Below are 19702 nucleotides of genomic sequence, written 5' to 3'. Positions count from 1 at the left end.
AACTCGCCAATTGTTAACTCTTGTTAATTGACATTCGCGCGTCATGTCTTTAACCGCAGCTGACCGACGAAAGCAAATTCAGCGGTTGCGAAGGCGCCCCTTGTTGCGGGGCGATCACGGAGCCATCGGTGACCGTCATCGCGCAATTATGCAGGCCGATGATTATGCCGGATTTCTCCGACTTCGCCGGGTCGAACGTCAGTTTCCATCGCTGGATGGCGGGATCGCGGAACAGCGCGACGATGCCGAATGCCTGCGCTTCGCGCGATACCTTTTCGGTCGCGATATAGCGCTGGCCCGGAATCAGCGTGATTTCACGCACGTTCAGCAGATCGGCGCCCAGCGCGGCCTTTTCCTTGGTCGGATCGGTGAACGCGTCGAACGGCGCTTGCTGGAACGACGTCGGATCCTTCAGCGCGTAGAGTCTTACCACTAATGCGAGCGGCTTGCGATCGTTCGCGGCATTCAGGTTGGGCGCGGCGGCGAGCGTGAGCCCGATGTTGCGCGGGGGCTTCTGGGCATCCGGCAAATCGGGCTTGCCGACGCCGGCAGCCTGCAGCACGGCGCTCGCGGCGGAGCCGAGCAACGGGGCGGCCGCGCATCCGGCCAGGAGCGCGCAGGCAATCAGCGGCAGCGCATAGCGAATCATTGATCTCATCGTATTTCCGGCGTGCCGCCTTTAACTCCCCTGTCAAAACTACCGGGCCTTCCGCGCGCTCCGCGCCTGTCCGGCTTATCTGGTGTTCAACTATTAAGCAAACGTGCGGCGCAGCGCGCCCCCGGAAAATTTTTCCGTCGCCCCGGCGGCGCCTGGCTGGCCAAGTAAAACTTGCGCATTCCGGTCGATGGGAAAGCCGCCGCCGGGCCTTTGCCGGAGGCGTTTCGAGGGGTAGCGCTCGGTTTTAAAAGGAATTACTCTGCACGCAGCGATTGAATTATGAAAAATTGATCGGTACTATACCCGCGCGCTTCATGCAAAGCAAAAGAACCAGATTCTCAACGATTTTAATACTCACGCGCCGGTGGATATAAGATGAAAGACCGTCTCTTCGCAAAACTTTCTGGGGTAGTGCTGGCTTGCGGCGTGATCGCCGGTTGCGCGAGCCAGCCGCCGGCGCCGACTGCCGAGGTGTTCAACAAGTCGCTGGCCGATGCGGACGCCGTTGCGAAGTCGGGTGACCAGGACAAGGCGCTCGGCTTGTACCAGCAGCTCGCGAAGGCGGATCCGACGCGCGAGGAGCCGTGGTCGCGCATCGCGCAGATCCAGTTTGCCCAGAACCACTATGGCCAGGCGATCGTCGCCGCGCAGGAAGCGCTGCAGCGTGACGCGACCGACCGCCAGGCGAAGAGCGTGCTGGCCGTCGCGGGCCTGCGGATCGCGACGCAGTCGCTCGGCGAGTTGCGCCAGGACGCGTCGCTCGCGGGCGACGCGAAGTCGGACGCGCAGGCGCTCGCGAAGCAGCTGCGCGACACGCTCGGCGAATCGGCGCTGTTCCCGCCGGAGCAACGCGTCACGAAGGCGCGTACGCCGCGCCGTATCGTTCATCGTCCGAAGGCCGGTGCGGCACCGGCCGCTGAAGCGGCAACGACCGCGCCGACGCCGCCTGCGGCACCGCAGGCCGCCGCGGGGCAGAAGGGCGGAGCCGATCCATTCAGCGCGCTGCGCAACTGACCGCAACTGACGCGATAACCACAACTAACCTGGGAGCCGTCGAGATGGCCAAGAAAGAAAGCATTCAGAAAAGCTTGCAGAAAATTCGGCCGCCGCGCGTCCAATTGACCTACGAGGTCGAGAAGGGCGACGCGATCGAGGTGAAGGAACTGCCGTTCGTCGTCGGGGTCGTCGGCGATCTGGCGGGCCAGTCGGAAATCGAGCAGCCGAAGCTGCGCGACCGCAAGTTCGTCAATATCGACCGCGACAACTTCGACGACGTGATGAAGGCAATCGAGCCGCGCGCCGCGTTTCAGGTGGAAAACCGCCTGAGCCCGGAAGGCGGCAAGTTCGCGGTCGACCTGAAGTTCCGTTCGCTGTCGGATTTCAGCCCGGACGAAGTCGTCGAACAGGTCGAGCCGCTGCGCCGCCTGCTCGACGCGCGTTCGAAGCTCGCCGACCTGCGCAACAAGCTCGCCGGCAACGACAAGCTCGAGGATCTGCTGTCGGAAGTGCTGAAGAACACGCAGCAGCTGCAGGAGCTCGCGAAGGGCACGGGCGGCGACAAAGACGGCGAATGACGACGGAGTATTGAGATGAACCAGCAAACGGCTGCGGCCCAAGCGAGCGGCGCGGAATACGCCGCCGGGACTTCGTTGCTCGACGACATCGTCGAGAAGAGCAAGGTCGCGAAATCCGATTCCGAGCATGCGCGTGCGAAGGACCTGATCGGCGAACTCGTGCACCAGGTGCTCGACGGCACGGTGATCGTGTCGGACAACCTGTCGGCGACGATCGACGCGCGCGTCGCGGAGCTCGACCGCCTGATCTCCACGCAGCTGTCCGCGGTGATGCATGCGCCGGAATTCCAGCGCCTGGAAAGCACGTGGCGCGGGATGGACTACCTGGTCAAGGAAAGCAACACGGGCCAGACGATCAAGATCAAGGCGCTGCACGCCCCGAAGCGCGACCTCGTGCGCGACTTCAAGGGCGCGAGCGAGTTCGACCAGAGCGCGCTGTTCAAGAAGGTCTACGAAGAAGAGTTCGGCACGTTCGGCGGCTCGCCGTTCGGTGCGCTGATCGGCGACTACGAGATCTCGCGCCAGCCGGAAGACATGTATTTCATCGAGCAGATGTCGCACGTCGCGGCCGCCGCGCACGCGCCGTTCATCGCGTCGGCGTCGCCGGAGCTGCTCGGCCTCGAGTCGTTCTCCGACCTCGGCAAGCCGCGCGATCTCGGCAAGGTGTTCGACACGGTCGAATACGCGAAGTGGAAGTCGTTCCGCGACTCCGAGGATTCGCGCTACGTCGGCCTCACGCTGCCGCGCTTCCTCGGCCGCCTGCCGTTCAATCCGAAGGACGGCCAGACCGCGGAGAACTTCAACTTCGTCGAGGACGTGGACGGCACCGAGCACGACAAGTACCTGTGGTGCAATGCGGCATGGGCATTCGCGGCACGCCTGACCGCCGCGTTCGACGACTTCGGCTGGTGCGCGGCGATCCGCGGCGTCGAAGGCGGTGGCCTCGTCGAGGATCTGCCGACCCACACGTTCAAGACCGACGACGGTGAAGTCGCGCTGAAGTGCCCGACCGAAATCGCGATCACCGATCGCCGCGAGAAGGAGCTGAGCGACCTCGGCTTCATCCCGCTCGTTCATTGCAAGAACTCGGATTACGCTGCGTTCTTCGCCGCGCAATCGGTGCAGAAACCGAAAAAATACAGCACCGACAGCGCGAATGCGAATGCCGTCCTGTCCGCCCAGCTTCAGTACATCTTCTCGGTATCGCGCGTCGCGCACTACCTGAAGGCGATGATGCGGGACAAGATCGGCAGCTTCGCATCGGCGCAGAACGTGGAGACTTTCCTCAACCGGTGGATTTCGCAGTACGTCCTGCTCGACGACAACGCATCGCAGGAACAGAAGGCGCAATTCCCGCTGCGCGAGGCATCCATACAAGTGTCAGAGATTCCGGGGAAGCCGGGCTCGTATCGTTCGGTCGCGTTCCTGCGCCCGCACTTTCAGCTCGACGAACTCTCGATTTCTCTGCGACTTGTCGCTGATCTGCCCAAACCGGCAAATTCATAAGCGAGCAAATCGCCCGGGCGGGCCGCCTGGGTAGGACGTTAAAACCACCTCTTTGGGGAGTCGAAGGGCCATGTTACATATGCACTTGCAGTTTGGTAGTCCCGCGGTGAAGGGCGAGTCCGCGGACAAGGACCACCAGGGCTGGATCGAGCTGAAATCGTGGGATCACTCGATCGTTCAACCGCGTTCGGCAACCGCATCGACCGCTGGCGGTCACACGATGACGCGTTGCGAGCACGGCGACATGATTTTCACGAAGGAAATCGATTCGTCGAGCCCGCTGCTGTACCAACACGCTTCGGGCGGCACCACGTTCGACGAGGTGACGGTCCATTTCTCGCGCGCTGACGGTGAAGGCAAGCGCGTGCAGTATCTGGAAGTCAAGCTCAAGTACGTGATCATCTCGAGCATCGCCCCGAGCGTTCGCGAGGAAGGTCTGCCGCTCGAGACGTTCTCGCTGAAGTACGCAGCTGTGCAGTGGAAGCAAACCCAGCAGAAGATCGGCGGCAACCAGGGCGGCAACACGCAAGGCGCCTGGAGTCTGACGAAGAACGACAAGACCTACGCGGTCTAAGGTCGGTTGCGGCAACGGGGCGCGCTGCGTCCCGTTGCCGTTTTCGCTGTGCGAGCCGGCTGATGAAACGATTCGAACCCAGTTTTCTCGACAAGCTGTTCGACGACGAACCGCACCTGCCGGCCTCGGCAGCGATGCGGCAATTGTCGCTGGACGAGCTCAAGAACACGGTCGCCCGCGACGTCGAGGCGATCCTCAACACCCGTATCGCGCACACCGAACTCGAGCTGGCGGAGCTGCCGGAATGCCAGAAGTCGGTGCTGACCTACGGGCTGAACGATTTCGCGGGGCTGAGCCTCGCGAGTCATTACGACCGCGCGTTCATCTGCAAGTCGATCCAGCAGGCCATTGCGCGCCACGAGCCGCGATTGCAGCAGGTGCAGGTGACGTTCGAGCTGAACGAGCAGTCGACCAACGCGCTTTACTTCGCGATCCAGGCGCTGCTCGTCGTGCATCCGGCCGAGGAGCCGGTGAGTTTCGACGCGATGCTGCAGCCGTCGACGCTGCAGTATTCGGTCACGCGCACACGCGCGGCAAGAATGCTGTGAGTCAAGCCGCCGAGCGGGCCGGACCGCCCGGTGGAGGAACAGGGTCCGGCAGGAAATATTGAGGTTCGGGGTCGTCGATGGAAGAATTGCTGCCGTATTACGAGCGCGAATTATCGTTTTTGCGGCGCTATTCGCGAGATTTCGCCGAACGCTATCCGAAGATCGCCGCGCGGCTCGCGTTGTCCGGCGAGCACTGCGAGGATCCGCACGTCGAGCGGATGATCGAGTCGTTCGCGCTGCTGGGCGCGCGCATCAACAAGAAGCTCGACGACGACTACCCGGAATTCACCGAAGCGCTGCTGGAAGTGCTGTATCCGCACTACCTGCGGCCGTTCCCGTCGTGCTCGATCGCGCAATTCACGCCGGCTTCGCCCGGCCAGCAGACGGAACCGGTCGTGATCGACCGCGGCACCGAGCTGAAGAGCCGTCCGATCCGCGGCGTGCAGTGCCGGTTCCGCACCGCGTACGACGTGACGCTCGCGCCGATCCGCATTTCGGAGGCGCGCTACATGCCGGTCGCGCTCGCGCCGAGCGCGACGGTGCTGCCGTCCAACGCGACGGGCGTGATCTCGATCACGTTCGAATCGCTCGCCGCGCAGCTCGATCTCGGCGCGCTGAAGCTGCCGACGCTGCGCGCGCACCTGCACGGCGAACAGTCGTTCGTCGCCGCGCTGACCGACTGCCTGTTCGTCAACGTGCTCGGCGCGTATGTCGAGCCCGAACGCAACGGCCGCTGGACCGCGCTGCGCAAGCTGCCGATCGCGCACGCCGGCTTCGACGAGGACGACGCGCTGATCGACTACCCGGCGAAGTCGCACCCCGCCTATCGCCTGCTCACCGAATACTTTGCGTTCCCCGACAAGTTCGATTTCGTCGATTTCGACGTCGCGGCGATCGCGCGCGCGGCCGGCCGCTGCCAGCGCGCGACGCTGCATCTGGTGCTGCAGGACGTGCGCAGCGATTCGCACGTCGCGCGGCTGCTCGAGCTGCTGACGGCCAGCCATTTCCGGCTGTTCTGCACGCCGATCGTCAACCTGTTCCGCCAGCACGGCGAGCCGATCCGCATCACGCACCGCGCGGTGTCGTATCCAGTGATCGCCGAAGCGCGCCGGGCGTTCGCGTACGAGGTGTACTCGATCGATTCGGTGAAGCTCGTTCGGCAGCAGGCGCATGAGGAATCGGTGATCGAGTTCCGGCCGTTCTATTCGCTGCATCACGGCGAATCGGCGCGGATCGGCCATTACTGGTTCGCGCGCCGCAACGACTGGGTCGCGCAGAAAAGCCCCGGATACGAAACGGAGATCTCGATCGTCGACATCGACTTCGAGCCGACGTCGCCGCAGACCGACACGCTGAGCCTCGACCTCACCTGCACGAACCGCGACCTGCCGTCGATGCTCGCGTTCGGCCTCGAAGGCGGCGACCTGTTCCAGGAAGGCGGTGCGCAGACGAGCGGCATCTCGCTGCTGCGGCGCCCGACCCAGAGCGTGCGTTTCGAGCGCGGCCGCGCCGCGCACTGGCGGCTCGTGTCGCACCTCGCGCTGAACCACGTGTCGCTGGTCGCGCACGGGCTCGCGCCGCTCAAGGAAATGCTGACGCTGTACGACCTGCGGCGCACCGCCGTGTCGATGCGCCAGATCGACGGCCTCGCCGGCGTCGAGCAGCGCGGCGCCGTGCAGTGGCTGCCCGGCAAGCCGTTCGCGACCTTCGTGCGCGGCATCGAGATCCGGCTGACGATCGACGAGGAGCACTTCGTCGGCGCGAGCCTCGCGTCGTTCGTGCGCGTGCTCGACAGCTTCTTCGGGCTGTATGTCCACCTCAACAGTTTCGTTCAACTAGTCGTGGTGTCGAAGCGCACCGGCGAGGAGATCATCCGATGCAAGCCCCGAACCGGCGAATCGATCCTGGCGTAGTCGACGCGCTGCTCGACGAGCCGCACCGCTTCGAATTCTTCCAGGCGGTGCGCGTGCTCGAAGGGCTGTTCGCGCGGCAGGCGTCCGATGCGCCCGGCGCATGGCGGCAGGGCGACGTCGTCGCGCAGCACATCGAATTCCGCAACACGCTGTCGCTCGGCTTTCCGCCGAGCGAGATCGAAGGCGCGCGCTCGTTCCACGACGGCGGCGCGCTGCTCGATTCGGATGAGGAGCGCGGCGCGGCGCTCGCGGCCGGCGAGCTCGGTCACGTCGAGCTGACGCCCGCGTTTTTCGGGCTGCTCGGCGCTCAGGGCGCGCTGCCGCTGCACTACACCGAGCAGATCGTCGCGCGCGAGCATTTGAAGCGCGACCACGCGGCACGCGCGTTCTTCGACGTGTTCTCGAACCGCGCGACCGCGCTGTTCTACGCGGCGTGGAAGAAATACCGGCTGCCGTTCCATTACGAACTCGATCGCGACGAGCGCTACCTGCCGCTCTTGCTCGCGATCGCCGGCGTGCCGAGCGACGAGATCCGCGACAACCTCGCGGCCGGCGCGGGCGGCGTGCTCGACGAGGCCGTCGCCGGCTACGCGCTCGCCGCGCGGCACCGGCCGATGTCGGCCGCGTACCTGCAGCGCGCGCTGTCCGACTACTTCCGCGTGCCGGTGAAGATCGACCAGTTCGTCGGCAAATGGTACGACGTGCCGCCCGACCAGTTGAGCGTGCTTGGCGAGGTCAACGCGGTGCTCGGCGCGACGGCGCTCGTCGGCGAACGTGTGTGGCAGCGCGACATGCGCGCGCGGATCGTCGTCGGCCCGCTGTCCAAGCGCGACTACGAGGCGTTCCTGCCCGGCGGCGCGCACGCCATCGCGCTCGAACGGATGCTGACGCTGCTCGCCGGCGTCACGCTCGAATACGAGGTGAAGCTCGTGCTGAAGCGCACCGAGGTGGGCGCGAGCGTGCTCGGCGCGGGCTCGCGGCTCGGCTGGGACGCGTTCCTCTGCACGCGCGACGCGCTCCACGACCGCTCGGACGCCCGCTACGAACTGCATGTGATTCACTGATTCCAAACGACAACAAACACGCAATCGAACCTGAGATCGACGCCATGAGCACGCCTCTGAAGACCCTGATCACGAAACTGAATCCGCTGTGCCGGCACGCGACCGAGCGTGCGGCGAGCGCGTGCCTGGCGCGCGGCCATTACGAGGTCGATCTGGAGCACCTGTTCCTCGCGCTGCTCGATGAAGCGACGGGCGACCTGCCGCTCGCACTGCGCGCGAGCCGCGTCGATCCGCATGCGCTGCGTGCCGATCTCGAGCGCGAACTCACGCGACTGAAGACGGGCAACACGCGCACGCCGGTGTTTTCCGTGCATCTGATCGCGCTGTTCGAGCAGGCGTGGCTGATCGCGTCGCTCGATTCGCAGCTCGGCCGCATCCGCTCGGGACACCTGCTGCTCGCGCTGCTGACCGCGCCCGATCTCGCGCAGTTCGCGCAGCGCATGTCGCCGCAGTTCGCGGAAATGAACGTGACGGACCTGAAGCACAAGTTCGACGAGATCATGGGCGGCTCGAGCGAGGCCGAGCCGCGCCAGCCGGATGCGGAAGATGGCGACGTCGCGCCGGCCGCCAACGGCGCCGCGCCCGCGGCGGCCCCGTCGAAGACGCCCGCGCTCGACACGTACACGACCAACCTCACGCAGCGTGCGCGCGACGGCAAGATCGACCCGGTGATCGGCCGCGAAGCGGAGATCCGCCAGGCGATCGACATCCTGATGCGCCGCCGCCAGAACAACCCGATCATGACCGGCGAGGCCGGCGTCGGCAAAACGGCGGTCGTCGAGGGTCTCGCGTTGCGGATCGCGGCCGACGACGTGCCGCCGCCGCTGCGCGGCGTCGCGCTGCACGTGCTCGACATGGGCCTCTTGCAGGCCGGCGCGAGCGTGAAGGGCGAGTTCGAGAACCGTCTGAAGAGCGTGATCGACGAGGTGAAGAAGAGCGCGCACCCGATCATCCTGTTCATCGACGAGGCGCACACGATCATCGGCGCGGGCGGCCAGGCCGGCCAGAACGACGCGGCGAACCTGCTGAAGCCCGCGCTCGCGCGCGGCGAGCTGCGCACGATCGCCGCGACGACGTGGAGCGAATACAAGAAGTACTTCGAGAAGGATGCGGCGCTGGCGCGGCGTTTCCAGGTCGTGAAGGTCGAGGAGCCGAGCGAGCCGCTCGCGGCCGCGATGCTGCGCGGGATGTCCGGGCTGATGGAGAAGCACTTCAACGTGCGGATCCTGGACGACGCGATCACCGAGGCCGTGCGCCTGTCGCATCGCTACATCAGCGGCCGCCAGCTGCCGGACAAGGCGATCAGCGTGCTCGACACCGCATGCGCGAAGGTCGCGCTCGCGCACAGCGCGACGCCGGCGGCGATCGACGACACGAAGAAGCGCATCGAGCGCATCGACGCGGAAATCGCGTCGCTGGAGCGCGAATCGGCGGGCGGCGCGTCGCACGACGAGCGGCTCGGCGAGCTGCGCGGCGCGCGCGACACGGCGCTCGCGCAATTGGCCGAGGACGAGGCGCGCTATGAAGCCGAGCGCGTGATCGTCGCCGAGATCACCGAGCTGCGCGACACGCTCGACAAGGCGCGCGGCCCGTCGGAAGACGGCGAGCCGGTCGACGTGTCGGCCACCCGCGAGAAGCTGACGGAGCGCGTCGCGGCGCTGCACGCGCTGCAGGGCGGCGAGCCGATGGTGCCGTTGCAGGTCGACGGCCACGTCGTCGCCGAGATCGTCGCCGCGTGGACCGGCATTCCGCTCGGCCGGATGGTGAAGGACGAGATCGACACCGTGCTGAACCTGCAGCCGCTGCTGAGCGCGCGCGTGATCGGCCAGGACCATGCGCTGGATGCGATCGCGCAGCGCGTGCGCACGGCGACCGCGAACCTCGAGGATCCGAACAAGCCGCGCGGCGTGTTCATGTTCGTCGGGCCGTCGGGCGTCGGCAAGACCGAGACGGCGCTCGCGCTGGCCGACATCCTGTACGGCGGCGAGCGCAAGATGGTCACGATCAACATGAGCGAGTACCAGGAAGCGCACAGCGTGTCGGGCCTGAAGGGTTCGCCGCCGGGCTACGTCGGCTACGGTGAGGGCGGCGTGCTGACCGAGGCCGTGCGCCGCAACCCGTATTCCGTCGTGCTGCTCGACGAGGTGGAGAAGGCGCACCCGGACGTGCTCGAGATGTTCTTCCAGGTGTTCGACAAGGGCACGATGGATGACGCCGAAGGGCGCGAGATCGACTTCCGCAACACGCTGATCATCCTGACGTCGAACGTCGGGTCGGCCGCGGTGATGCAGGCGTGCCTGAACAAGCCGGCCGAGGAGCTGCCCGATCCGGACGCGCTCGCCGAGGCGCTGCGCCCGCAGCTGTACAAGACGTTCAAGCCCGCGTTCCTCGGCCGGATGAAGGTCGTGCCGTACTACCCGATTTCCGACGACGTGCTGGCCGAGATCATCGAGCTGAAGCTCGAACGGATCCGCCGCCGCATCGACGCGAACCACAAGGCCGCGTTCGAGTGGGACGAATCGCTCGTCGATGCGGTGCTCGCGCGCTGCACCGAGGTCGACTCGGGCGCCCGCAACGTCGACCACATCCTGAACGGCACGCTGCTGCCGGAGATCGCGGGCCACGTGCTCGGCCGGATCGCCGACGGTGCGGCCATCGCGCGCATCGCGGTGCGCGCGGACGAGGCTGGCGAATTCGCTTACACCGTCGAATGAGCACGGCCGCGCAACACGCATTGATGAACTGACCGAACCATGCCGATCAATCTTCCCGAGCTGCTGACGCCGATCAGCGATGCGTCGCCCAGCGGCGACGACCTGCTGTTCTCGAACGAATTCGACGCGATCCAGGACGCGCGGCGCTACGACGATCCGACGCTCGACCAGGGCGAGTGGGTGACCGAGATCAAGGAGGCCGACTGGGGCTTCGTCGTCGATCACGCGGGCGAGCTGCTGCGCACGCGCACCAAGGACCTGCGGCTCGCCGTGTGGCTGACCGAGGCGCTCGCGCTGGAGGACGGCATCACCGGCCTCACCGAAGGCTATGCGCTGCTGGAAGGCCTGTGCCGCGACTATTGGGACACGGTGCATCCGCTGCCCGAAGGCGACGACGTCGAATACCGGCTCGGCAACGTCGCGTGGCTGTCCGGCCGCACGGCCGAGCTGCTGCGCGGCATCCCCGTGACGGAAGGCGCGTCGAACGCGTTCACCACGCTCGACTGGGAAGTCGCGCAGCATGTGGCGCAGGCCGTGAAGCGCGACCCCGAACACGCGGACGACATCGCGCGCGGCAAACCGTCGGTCGAGCAGGTCGATGCGTCGCGGCGCGTGACGCCGATTGCGTTCTACACGACGCTGCTCGCGAATCTGAAGGCGTTCGAGTTCTCGCTCGATGCGTTCGAGGAGCGGCTCGTCGAACGTGCGGGCGATTCGGCGCCGAGCTTCCGGCAGGCGCGCGACGCGTTCGAGACCGTGTACCGGCTCGCCGAGCGCTTTGCGCGCGAGCAGGGCTATACGGGCAGCGCGCCGCATGCGCCGTCGGCACCACAGGCGCAGCCCGAGCGCCTCGAGCCGAGCTTCGGCGACGCGTTCCCCATCCAGGAGACCCATGTGCAGTCGCAGACCGCTCCGCGTCCTCCGATGACGCAAATGATTGCCGGTATCCAGAACCGCGCGCAGGCCGTCGACCAGCTGCGCGCCGTCGCGCGTTACTTCCGGCAGACCGAGCCGCACAGCCCGGTCGCGTATCTCGCGGACAAGGCCGCCGAATGGGCCGACATGCCGCTGCACAAGTGGCTCGAGAGCGTCGTGAAGGACGACGGGTCGCTGTCGCATATCCGCGAGCTGCTGGGTGTGAGGCCTGATGAGCAGTCGTGAGGTAGTCGTGGGCGACGGCTTTGAAACCTGAGAGCGCGGGCGGGTTCGCGATGAAGGAGGGCTGTCGCGATGCACGCGCCGCTCGCGGACCATTCTCTGCCGCGTTGCGAGTTGTAGCGGCAGGCTTGCTGTTCGTGTCGATGGCGGCGTGCAGCAAGTCCGATCCGATCTACACCAGCATTTCAACCGAGGCGCTGAACTACCTGCCGTACAACCTTGTTCGGTTCACGATCACCGATCAGTTTGGCAACAAGGCACGCGGTGGCGGTGATCTTGAACCTGGGGCAGGTGAAGGCAGCATCGCCTGCTGTTACTTGCTGAAGGGCACTGATTTCAAGGTTCAGTGGACCTATTACGATGCGGACGACTGGCGACCGGGCGAGCAGGTGAAGAAACAGCGGGCGGAGACGGACGTGTCGTTGCCGCCGACCAAGGAGCCGGATTCGATCGGTTCGCGCATTCTCGAGGTTCACTTCTACCCCGACCGTCATGTCGAACTGGCATTTCCTGGCGAGATGCTGGGCAGTACACGGTTGCCGATCGTGGACGTGTCGCGTGATCTGGCGAAGCGATACGGCAAGCGGCTCGACAAGAAGTACGAGGACAATGACCCCCAGTCGCACCGCCGGATTTCGAGAACCGTTGCGGAAGCGTGGATCAAGTACCGCTTCACCGATCGCGGCGATCTCGAGCAATACGCGTATTACGCGCTGCTAGTAAATCCTCGGTTCGACGCGCACCCGGAGGTGCAGAGACTCATCCAGTCAAGCAAGGGGAAGCCGGGCGCATTCGCGAAGGCAGCCGCCGTCCTGTCGCCGACGGTTGTGAAAGAGCTTGGGCAGAACCGATTCCAGGCGGTAGCGGTGCCGTCGATTCCTGCGGGGCTGGTGCCGTCACCACGTGAGGACAATAGCCATGGCCGGAGCTAACGATCGAAACGCCATTCGACTCGATCCGGAGAGCAGGCTGTACTCGAACATCTCGCGTCGTTTCGATGCGCACCGCACCAACATGGACATCGACCGTCACGTGAATCAGTTCTGGTTCCAGCTCTACTATTCGCGCCCCGGGACGAATCTCGACGCGGATACCAAGTCGTACGTCCGGCTCAATGCCTCCCTCGTAGCGGGGAAAATGATCGGCAAGAAGGTTCTCGATGCAACGCGTTCGAGGCGACGAAGCGTGATCCGAAACCAGTCAGCACGTCCCCCGATCACGAACCACTGACGCGATTCCGTGCACGCCGCGCTTTCCGATTCATCGACGGCTTTTTGCGCTCCTCAATCCACGGCAGCAGCGAAATACCCACCGCACACAACATCAACCCGCCGACCACAGCGAACAGACCGAATCCGATTTCCCGTACCCACGCCCCGCCCACCACCGCGTCGTTTCGCCGGGCAATACCCGGAAACATCGACGAAACGCGCAGGCCGTCGTTCGCGGCCGCGTTGCAATACGTCTTCGTGAACGCAACAAACTGTTCGTGGCTGATGTTCGAGGCGGCCGAACGCGAATACACCGGCGACCCGGCAGGCTGCCACGTCGTATCGTATTGCTGCGTCTGGCCCGCGCCGTAGCGGAAGAGTGCGCGCGCCTCCCATGTCACATCGGATTTGCCATATCGCAGCGACACCTCACATCGCTCGACAATGGCGGGGACGTGAGGCCACGCACGAGCGCGAACGAGGATGGCCGAATTGATCGCGGCAGCTGCACCCATCAGCACGACGGACCCACCGACGAACAGAAGAATGGCCGACCGCAAGCAGCGCAGTGCGTATTTCACTGGAATATGGCGGAATTCAGTAGTCGGTCGGCCCGGCGACCGGCGCGTTGATACAGCGGAGCAGATGGGGCCCGCGCAATCCGCGAAACGAGTCTGCCGCTATCCCGCCCCGGTTCGCCATGTCGCGGAATCGCCGCCTACTGCCCCACCCGAAACTCGATCCGTCGATTCCTCGCCCGTCCGTCCGCCGTATCATTCGGCGCAATAGGCTGATCCGGCCCGACCCCTGTCGTCGTCATCTGCTGCGGCGGGATGCTCTTCGTGATCAGATACCCCTTCACCGCATCCGCGCGCGCCTGGCTCAGCGCGATGTTCGACGTCCGGTTCCCCGAGTTGTCGGTGTGGCCGATGATGTCGACCGTGCGGTTCTGCAACTTCGACAACGCGGCCGCCATCTGATCGAGAATCTGCCTGCCTTGCGGCGTGAGCGTCGCGCTGCCCGTCTCGAACTCGATCGTGCGGTTCGCGAGCGTCTGGTCGAGCAGCCCCTGCTCGGACGCCGACACGCGCAACCCGTTCTTGATCGTATACGTCGGGTTCAGCGTGTTCGCCATGTCGCTCGCGAGCTGCTGGCGCTGCGCTTCGTTGTGCACCTCGCCCTTCACCTCGATCTGCGTGCCGTTGATCTTCAACTGGCCCTTGCTGATCTGCTTGAGCTGCGCGCCGAGCAGTTTCTGCACGTTCGCGCTCCAGTTCGGCGGCGTCGCGACGTCGCCGACCTCGATCTGGTCGACCACGTTCGCCGCGCCGTAGGTGTCGCGCAGCTTCTGCAACACGGCGGCCTTGGTCGCCTCGTCGGGCACCTTGCCGCCGGCCACCACCTGGCCGGGCGTCGCGTTCGCGGGGGGCGGCGCGATCGTGCCGGCCGTGCCGTGCACCACCGTGCCGGACCCCGCGGCCGGCGCGGCGGCGGGGTTGGTATTCGCGGGCAGGGCGGCGGTCGCGACCGTGCCGTTGCCGACCGGCGTGACGGTCGCGCCGCCCGTGTTCTGCGCATAGGCCGCGCCGCTGCCGATGAGCCCGGCGGCGACGAGGGCGGCCACGAAGGGCGAGAAGTGCGACAAGCGCGCGCGGCGGATGTGAATCGTGCGTTGCATCCGGTCAGCCTCCGATGAACGCTTCGCGGAATGCGTCGATGGCGACGCGCAGCGAGAGTTGCGGTTGGTCGAGGTAGCTGACGAGCTTGCTGATCTGATGATCGTTTTGCGCATGGGCGTCGATCCACTCGGGATCGTCGATGTCGATGTTGTGGGCGGCGTAGGTCTGCGGGTCGACGACGCTCAGCAGCGTCTTCGAAGACGCACCGTTGAAGCCGATGATCAACCGCTCGCGCTCGGCGATCGAGCCGATGAAGATCGCGAGCTCGAAGTCGGCCTGCGCGACGAACGGAGCGATCAGTTCGAGCCAGAACGCGGCGACGAGGCTGCGATAGAACGGATCGACCGGCAGCGGCAGCGTGAGGCCGCGCTCGATGTGCGACGAACCGCTCTGCATCACGGGCCGCAACAGCGAGCCGAGCGCGAGCATCGCCCCGCGCAGCCGGACCGGATGGCCGCTTTCGAGCAGCATCTGCTGCAGGCCGTACAGCGACTGGTGTTCGATGAAGTCGTTGAAGGTGCCGTCATGCGACGTGCCGGGGCCGCCGACGTCGATCGGCACCTGCGTGTCGCCGAGCGCCTGCAACGCGCCGGGCGGTTCCTCCTTGGCCAGCAGCGGCGGGATCTGCGCGGCGACGCGCGACCACAGCCGCGCGAACGCGAGCGGGCTGCGCGCGAGGAACGCGAGCGGCCGGTCGACTTCCAGCGCGGTCGCGCCGAGGAACGGGAAGCGGCGCATCGACACGTCGTGGCTCGCGACCATGTGGCCGGCGATCGCGAGCTTGCTGCGCGAGCCGAGGAACGCGAAATGCATCGGCTTCGCATCCTCGTAGACGATCTTCCAGCGCGGATCTTCCGCGAGCAGTTCGAGCGCCTGCGCGATCCAGCGATCGAGCGTCTGCAGCAACTGCGGATTGTGCGGGCTCTTCACGAAGTCGCCGCGCGACGGAATCTTGCCGAAGTAGGCGATCTGCGCCTGAACGGTTTGCGTCATTGCGCCCCCTGTGCATTCGTTGCGGTGGCGGCCGTGACGGCCGGTGCCGCGGCCGGCGCGCCGTTGCCGGCCTGCGTCGCGTTCTGTGCCGCGCCCGCGCTCGCGTCGGCGACCGACGACGGCAGTTGCAGGCCGCGCAGGCTCTGCTGCTGCGGCTGGTCGCCGCCGCCGCCCGTCGGCTGCGACGTGCTGATGATACGCATCGTCACCGACACGTTCACGCTGCCCTGGATCCACGTGAGATCGAAGGTGCCGTCCGGACGGCGCTTGCGCTGCGCGGAGTTGATCAGCTTCTCGAGACCGTAGCGGCCCGGCTCGTTGACGAGCTGCACCGTGCGGCCGTCGAAGGTCGTCGCGGACAGCGTCGCGCCCGGCGACCCCTGCGGGTTCGGCCACACGAAATTGGTCCACTGCGGCGGCGTGTTGCGGTAGCGCAGTTGCTGGCCGTCGATCGCGATCGTGTATTCCGTCGTGCCCGTGCTCGGCTGCGGCAGGATCTGGAACACGGTCTGCGGTTCGGCCGCCGCGGCCGCGCCGCCTGCGGCGCCGCCGGCGAGCGGGGCGACCCAGCGCGCGAAGCCGTTCGTGAAGTCAGGCGTGAGGCCGATGCCCATGTCGCCCCACGTGCGGGCCGCGAGCGTGTCGCCGCGTCGCACCGCGAGCGGGCCCAGCGTCGTGCCTACGAACTTCGCGATCGCACCGTCCGGGCCGAACACCTGCGCGATTTCGCCTGCGCCGGCCTCGACCTTCGCATTCGCGGCGAACGGGTACTTCGTCGCGAGCGAGCTCTGGAACGGCTGGTAGACCTGCGCGTTCCACACCTTGTTGACTTCGGCGCTGGCCGGCTGGATCACGACCGAGAACGCCTGCATCAGCGGGCGCACCAGCAGCGGACGCAGCGACTTGCGTTGCGAATCGGTGAGGCCGGTCAGCATCTGCTCGTCGACGAACTTCAGCGAATCGGCGAGTTCCGAGCCGTTGCCGTCGAGCGTCTGCTGCATCAGCTGGCGCGCGCCGGGGCCGGGGTCGCCCTGGTTCTTGATCACGTTGAAGCGCGTGCGCACCTTCGACAGCGAGTCCATGTAGCCCTTGAGCATCGACGTGCCGTCGTGCGTCGCGACGATCCGCGCGAGCCCGATGAACTCCTGGCCGATCGGACCCATCGGCACCTCGGCCGGATTGCCGTTGATGTCGATGTTCGCGGCCGCCATCTGGCCGGCCTGCGAGCGCGTGAACAGTTGCTTGACCCAGTTCACGACACCCGTCTGCGCCTTCTTGATCGTCACGTTCGCGAGCGACGGGTTGTCCCACGACGTCTGGTCGTACGCGGTCTCGAGGATCTTGCGGATCGGCGAATCCTGCGGGTCGCCGAGGCGGTTCATCCCGTCGACGGCCTGGCCGAAGCTGCTGAAGCCCTGCACCGCGATGCCCTGCATGAACTTCTGCCAGTGCTGCGCGTATTCGGTCTTGTACATCCCGACGAGGGTCTTCTGGATCTGCTCGGGGCTGCCTTCCAGCGTCAGGTCGTCCTGCGTCGACGTGTTCAGCACCCAGTCCTTCGCCTGCAGCTCCTTGGTCGCCGCGTCGCGGATCGCCGGCTGCACGTAGTCGAACCATGCCTCACGCGTGAACGTGCCCGGAATCGCGTAGCTGCCGGCGACGAGCCCCTGGTTGCCGTCGCCGACGATGCGCGCGATGGTCATCGGCGCGAAGCGGGTCGACGCGCGGGCCTTGATTTCCTCGTAAACGCGCTGGCGGGCCGGCATGCCGCGCACGACGCGGCGCAGGTTCTCGCGGGTCTGGTCGACGAGCGCGAGGTTCGCGTCGATCATCGGCCAGTCGTCGTCGGTCACGCGCGACAGATAGAACGAGATCATGCGCTCGGCGCTCTTGATCATCTCGTCGCGCGGCATGTTGCCGCGATTCGTCTCGAGCCAGCCGCGCCAGAAGCGGGCGAGCTGGTCGGTCAGGTGCGCCTGTTCGACATGACGCTTGTCGGACAGCATCAGGTAGGTCTTCAGCGCGTTGTACGCGTCCTGCACGTTGGTCGGCGACGCGTCGCTGTACAGCCCGCCCTGCGGCGCAGCCGGCTGTTGCGGCGCGGCGGCCGTTGCGGCGGATGCGCCTTGCGCGGCGCCGGCCGGCGGTGCGGCGCCCGGCGGGTTCGTCGAGACCGGCACCGCGCCGCCCTGCACGGCACCCGATTCGGGCGGGCGCGTCATCGGCACGAGCTGCTCGGGGTGCGCGTTCACGTCCTTCATGAACGACGCCAGGTTCTGCGAGACCGGCGCGAGCAGGATCTGGCGCACGCCGTTGTAGTACTCGGTCAGCAGATGCTGCTCGAGACGGTCGCCCTGGTACAGGCCGAGCGACACCGACACCGGCTTGTCGCGGCGGAACTGTTCGAGCTGTTCGATCCGGTCTTCGAGGATGTCCATCGCCTGCAGACGCGACTGCAGGTCGTTGCGGCCCTGCTGAAGGCGCGTGACGTTGTCGAGGTCGGCCTGCACGTTCGCGACGAGCTGCTGGTTGCCGATCGTCGACCAGGTCCAGCCGCCGAGTGCGAGCGCGAGGGCCGCGACGAAGCCGAAGAAGGTCGCGTAGCGCAGCCGGGTCTTGGTCGGGCTCGCGAACTGGCGCACGGTCTGGCGGTCCGCGAAGATCACCTTCGAGAACAGGTCGCGCAGGAAGAAGCCGTTCTTCGAGAACGCGCTGTGCGGCTTCGGCAGCGCGTTTGCGTCGAGGCCGAAGCGGTGCGCGATGCGCTGCGCGGCGGCGCTGTTGGTTTCGCCTTCCTGCAGCGCGCTGGTGAAGTAGAAGCCGCGGAAGATCGGCTTGTACTGGAACGGGTTGTTCTCGAACAGCGTCGCGAGGAACGCGCGCAGCGACGGCTTGATCGTCGAGAATTCGAGCGGGAAGCTCAGCTGACCCGGCGACAGCTGGTTGCCGCGCGACAGCGACAGCTGCGCGACGCTGATCTCCTTCAGCCCTTCGTACAGCTCCTCGAAGCGCTCGTCGAACAGCGCGACGACGTCGCGCTTCTCGTCCGGCTCGTAGGGCAGGGTGGCGCCCCACACGCGGTCGTACTCATGCTTGTCGCTGCTGCTGAAGAATTCGGTGAAGCCGGTGATCAGGTCGGCCTTCGTGAACATCACGTAGACCGGCGCGAACACCTCGAGCTTTTCGGTCAGCTCCTGAACGCGCTGACGGAGGTTTTTCGCGAGGTTGATCGCAAATTCGGGGCGGTTGCCGGTGAGTTCGGCGATGCTCGCGGTGACGATGATGCCGTTGATCGGCGCCTTCGGACGGTAGCGCTTGAGCAGGCCGAGGAAGCCGAGCCATTCGCTGCGGTCTTCCTCGTGCACCGAGTAGCGGCCGGCCGTGTCGAGCAGGATCCCCTCGGTCGTGAAGAACCAGTCGCAGTTGCGCGTGCCGCCGATGCCGTGGATCACGGCGCTGTTCTTGTCCGCGAACGGAAACTGGAGGCCGGAGTTCAGCACGGCGCTGCTCTTGCCCGCGGCCGGGTTGCCGATCACGATGTACCACGGCAGTTCGTACAGCGCGGAGCCGCCGGATACCTGGCCGATCTTCGACGTCTTGATCGTCTTCACCGCGTCGGACAGGCGCGTGCGCAGCACGTCGAGGTCGGCGGTCTTCGAGTCGGGCGCGAGCGCGGCGGCGGCCGGTGCGGCGATCTTGCCGGTTTCCGCCTGCTCTTCCAGCACCTGGCCGAGTTGCTGGTTCGCGCGCTTCACGCGCCAGCGGCGCCACAACGCGACGCCGAGCCACAGCACGAGGATCGCCGCGAAGGCGAGCGCCGCCCACAGGAGCGGCAGCTGCAGCATGTCGGCGACGATGAAGAGAATCGCCGCTAGCGCGACGATCCCGACAATCGAGAGCGTACGCGGATGAGTCAGCACGTTGAGGATGCGTTGCATAGGACGTTCAGGTTCCGGTGCGATTCAGTGAGGCGACGCAGGCGCGCCGAGCGGCAAGGGTGGCGCTGCGATGTGTCGCCATGCTGTCAAACGGGATGAAGGGGGCTGGCATCAATGCGCCCGCGGCATCGGAGAAGGCGCGCGCAATAACGAAAGGACGCTGTGAGAATTA

The 19702-nt window shown here is 66.1% G+C and carries 16 protein-coding genes; 11 read left to right on the top strand and 5 right to left on the bottom strand.

The window, feature by feature from the left end:
* Positions 1-49: 49 nt before the first annotated feature.
* Positions 50-658 (bottom strand): type VI secretion system lipoprotein TssJ, encoded by a 609-nt coding sequence (tssJ, locus tag ABIC50_RS30555; RefSeq protein ID WP_011655821.1) that lies wholly within the window; start codon positions 656-658, stop codon positions 50-52.
* A 375-nt stretch (positions 659-1033) separates the two neighbouring features.
* On the opposite strand from tssJ, the gene ABIC50_RS30550 reads away from it, so the two are divergent.
* From ABIC50_RS30550 to ABIC50_RS30500, 11 genes are all read left to right on the top strand, one after another.
* On the top strand, positions 1034-1672 hold the full coding sequence (locus ABIC50_RS30550; protein WP_011655822.1) for a tetratricopeptide repeat protein: 639 nt from the start codon (positions 1034-1036) through the stop codon (positions 1670-1672).
* A 44-nt stretch (positions 1673-1716) separates the two neighbouring features.
* On the top strand, positions 1717-2232 hold the full coding sequence (tssB, locus tag ABIC50_RS30545) for a type VI secretion system contractile sheath small subunit (RefSeq protein ID WP_006751238.1): 516 nt from the start codon (positions 1717-1719) through the stop codon (positions 2230-2232).
* Between the two features lie 15 nt (positions 2233-2247).
* Positions 2248-3738: a type VI secretion system contractile sheath large subunit gene (gene tssC, locus ABIC50_RS30540; protein WP_006751237.1), complete on the top strand. Its 1491-nt coding sequence runs from the start codon at positions 2248-2250 to the stop codon at positions 3736-3738.
* A 70-nt stretch (positions 3739-3808) separates the two neighbouring features.
* A complete protein-coding gene (locus tag ABIC50_RS30535) occupies positions 3809-4312 on the top strand; it encodes an Hcp family type VI secretion system effector (RefSeq protein ID WP_006477093.1) in 504 nt (167 codons plus the stop codon).
* Positions 4313-4374: 62 nt separating this feature from the next.
* On the top strand, positions 4375-4860 hold the full coding sequence (gene tssE, locus ABIC50_RS30530; RefSeq protein ID WP_105834611.1) for a type VI secretion system baseplate subunit TssE: 486 nt from the start codon (positions 4375-4377) through the stop codon (positions 4858-4860).
* Between the two features lie 77 nt (positions 4861-4937).
* The gene (gene tssF, locus ABIC50_RS30525) at positions 4938-6773 is read left to right on the top strand and encodes a type VI secretion system baseplate subunit TssF (protein ID WP_105834610.1); all 1836 of its coding nucleotides are present in this window, start codon (positions 4938-4940) and stop codon (positions 6771-6773) included.
* Positions 6737-7837: a type VI secretion system baseplate subunit TssG gene (gene tssG / locus ABIC50_RS30520; protein WP_175703956.1), complete on the top strand. Its 1101-nt coding sequence runs from the start codon at positions 6737-6739 to the stop codon at positions 7835-7837. The genes tssF and tssG overlap by 37 nt, the downstream gene beginning before the upstream one ends.
* A gap of 44 nt (positions 7838-7881) precedes the next feature.
* Positions 7882-10551: a type VI secretion system ATPase TssH gene (gene tssH / locus ABIC50_RS30515; protein ID WP_354168563.1), complete on the top strand. Its 2670-nt coding sequence runs from the start codon at positions 7882-7884 to the stop codon at positions 10549-10551.
* Between the two features lie 39 nt (positions 10552-10590).
* Positions 10591-11712 carry a type VI secretion system protein TssA gene (gene tssA, locus ABIC50_RS30510; protein ID WP_011655827.1) on the top strand — a complete coding sequence of 374 codons (1122 nt, stop codon included), beginning with the start codon at positions 10591-10593 and terminating at the stop codon, positions 11710-11712.
* Positions 11713-11762: 50 nt separating this feature from the next.
* Complete coding sequence (locus tag ABIC50_RS30505) at positions 11763-12641, top strand: DUF3304 domain-containing protein (protein ID WP_354168621.1); 879 nt, start codon at positions 11763-11765, stop codon at positions 12639-12641.
* Positions 12628-12939: a hypothetical protein gene (locus ABIC50_RS30500; protein ID WP_354168561.1), complete on the top strand. Its 312-nt coding sequence runs from the start codon at positions 12628-12630 to the stop codon at positions 12937-12939. Before ABIC50_RS30505 ends, ABIC50_RS30500 begins: the two co-directional genes overlap by 14 nt.
* Here ABIC50_RS30500 and ABIC50_RS30495 read toward each other — a convergent pair.
* The 4 genes from ABIC50_RS30495 to tssM all read right to left on the bottom strand — a co-directional run bounded on the left by ABIC50_RS30495 (position 12926) and on the right by tssM (position 19530).
* On the bottom strand, positions 12926-13501 hold the full coding sequence (locus ABIC50_RS30495) for a hypothetical protein (protein WP_354168560.1): 576 nt from the start codon (positions 13499-13501) through the stop codon (positions 12926-12928). The two genes, ABIC50_RS30500 and ABIC50_RS30495, sit on opposite strands and share 14 nt — an antisense overlap.
* Before the next feature lie 137 nt (positions 13502-13638).
* Positions 13639-14598, bottom strand: coding sequence for an OmpA family protein (locus ABIC50_RS30490; RefSeq protein WP_212072660.1), 960 nt, complete (start codon positions 14596-14598; stop codon positions 13639-13641).
* Positions 14599-14602: 4 nt separating this feature from the next.
* Positions 14603-15592 (bottom strand): type VI secretion system-associated protein TagF, encoded by a 990-nt coding sequence (gene tagF, locus ABIC50_RS30485; RefSeq protein WP_006755789.1) that lies wholly within the window; start codon positions 15590-15592, stop codon positions 14603-14605.
* Positions 15589-19530, bottom strand: coding sequence for a type VI secretion system membrane subunit TssM (tssM, locus tag ABIC50_RS30480; RefSeq protein WP_165750795.1), 3942 nt, complete (start codon positions 19528-19530; stop codon positions 15589-15591). Before tssM ends, tagF begins: the two co-directional genes overlap by 4 nt.
* Positions 19531-19702 lie beyond the last annotated feature (172 nt).

This window comes from Burkholderia sp. 567 (genome assembly GCF_040545115.1).
Taxonomy (GTDB): Bacteria; Pseudomonadota; Gammaproteobacteria; order Burkholderiales; family Burkholderiaceae; genus Burkholderia; species Burkholderia ambifaria.
Note: the sequence above shows the minus strand (reverse complement) of the source record. Positions and strands in the feature narration are given on the sequence as shown.

Bases quoted from the DNA above. Each gene is read 5' to 3' on its own strand.
- ABIC50_RS30550 (WP_011655822.1), top strand. From the start codon at position 1,034: ATGAAAGACCGTCTCTTCGCAAAACTTTCTGGGGTAGTGCTGGCTTGC.
- ABIC50_RS30490 (WP_212072660.1), bottom strand. From the start codon at position 14,598: ATGCAACGCACGATTCACATCCGCCGCGCGCGCTTGTCGCACTTCTCG.
- ABIC50_RS30500 (WP_354168561.1), top strand. From the start codon at position 12,628: ATGGCCGGAGCTAACGATCGAAACGCCATTCGACTCGATCCGGAGAGC.
- tssM (WP_165750795.1), bottom strand. From the start codon at position 19,530: ATGCAACGCATCCTCAACGTGCTGACTCATCCGCGTACGCTCTCGATT.
- tssB (WP_006751238.1), top strand. From the start codon at position 1,717: ATGGCCAAGAAAGAAAGCATTCAGAAAAGCTTGCAGAAAATTCGGCCG.
- ABIC50_RS30535 (WP_006477093.1), top strand. From the start codon at position 3,809: ATGTTACATATGCACTTGCAGTTTGGTAGTCCCGCGGTGAAGGGCGAG.
- tssG (WP_175703956.1), top strand. From the start codon at position 6,737: ATGCAAGCCCCGAACCGGCGAATCGATCCTGGCGTAGTCGACGCGCTG.
- tssF (WP_105834610.1), top strand. From the start codon at position 4,938: ATGGAAGAATTGCTGCCGTATTACGAGCGCGAATTATCGTTTTTGCGG.
- tssA (WP_011655827.1), top strand. From the start codon at position 10,591: ATGCCGATCAATCTTCCCGAGCTGCTGACGCCGATCAGCGATGCGTCG.
- tagF (WP_006755789.1), bottom strand. From the start codon at position 15,592: ATGACGCAAACCGTTCAGGCGCAGATCGCCTACTTCGGCAAGATTCCG.
- tssJ (WP_011655821.1), bottom strand. From the start codon at position 658: ATGAGATCAATGATTCGCTATGCGCTGCCGCTGATTGCCTGCGCGCTC.
- ABIC50_RS30505 (WP_354168621.1), top strand. From the start codon at position 11,763: ATGAAGGAGGGCTGTCGCGATGCACGCGCCGCTCGCGGACCATTCTCT.
- tssE (WP_105834611.1), top strand. From the start codon at position 4,375: ATGAAACGATTCGAACCCAGTTTTCTCGACAAGCTGTTCGACGACGAA.
- tssC (WP_006751237.1), top strand. From the start codon at position 2,248: ATGAACCAGCAAACGGCTGCGGCCCAAGCGAGCGGCGCGGAATACGCC.
- tssH (WP_354168563.1), top strand. From the start codon at position 7,882: ATGAGCACGCCTCTGAAGACCCTGATCACGAAACTGAATCCGCTGTGC.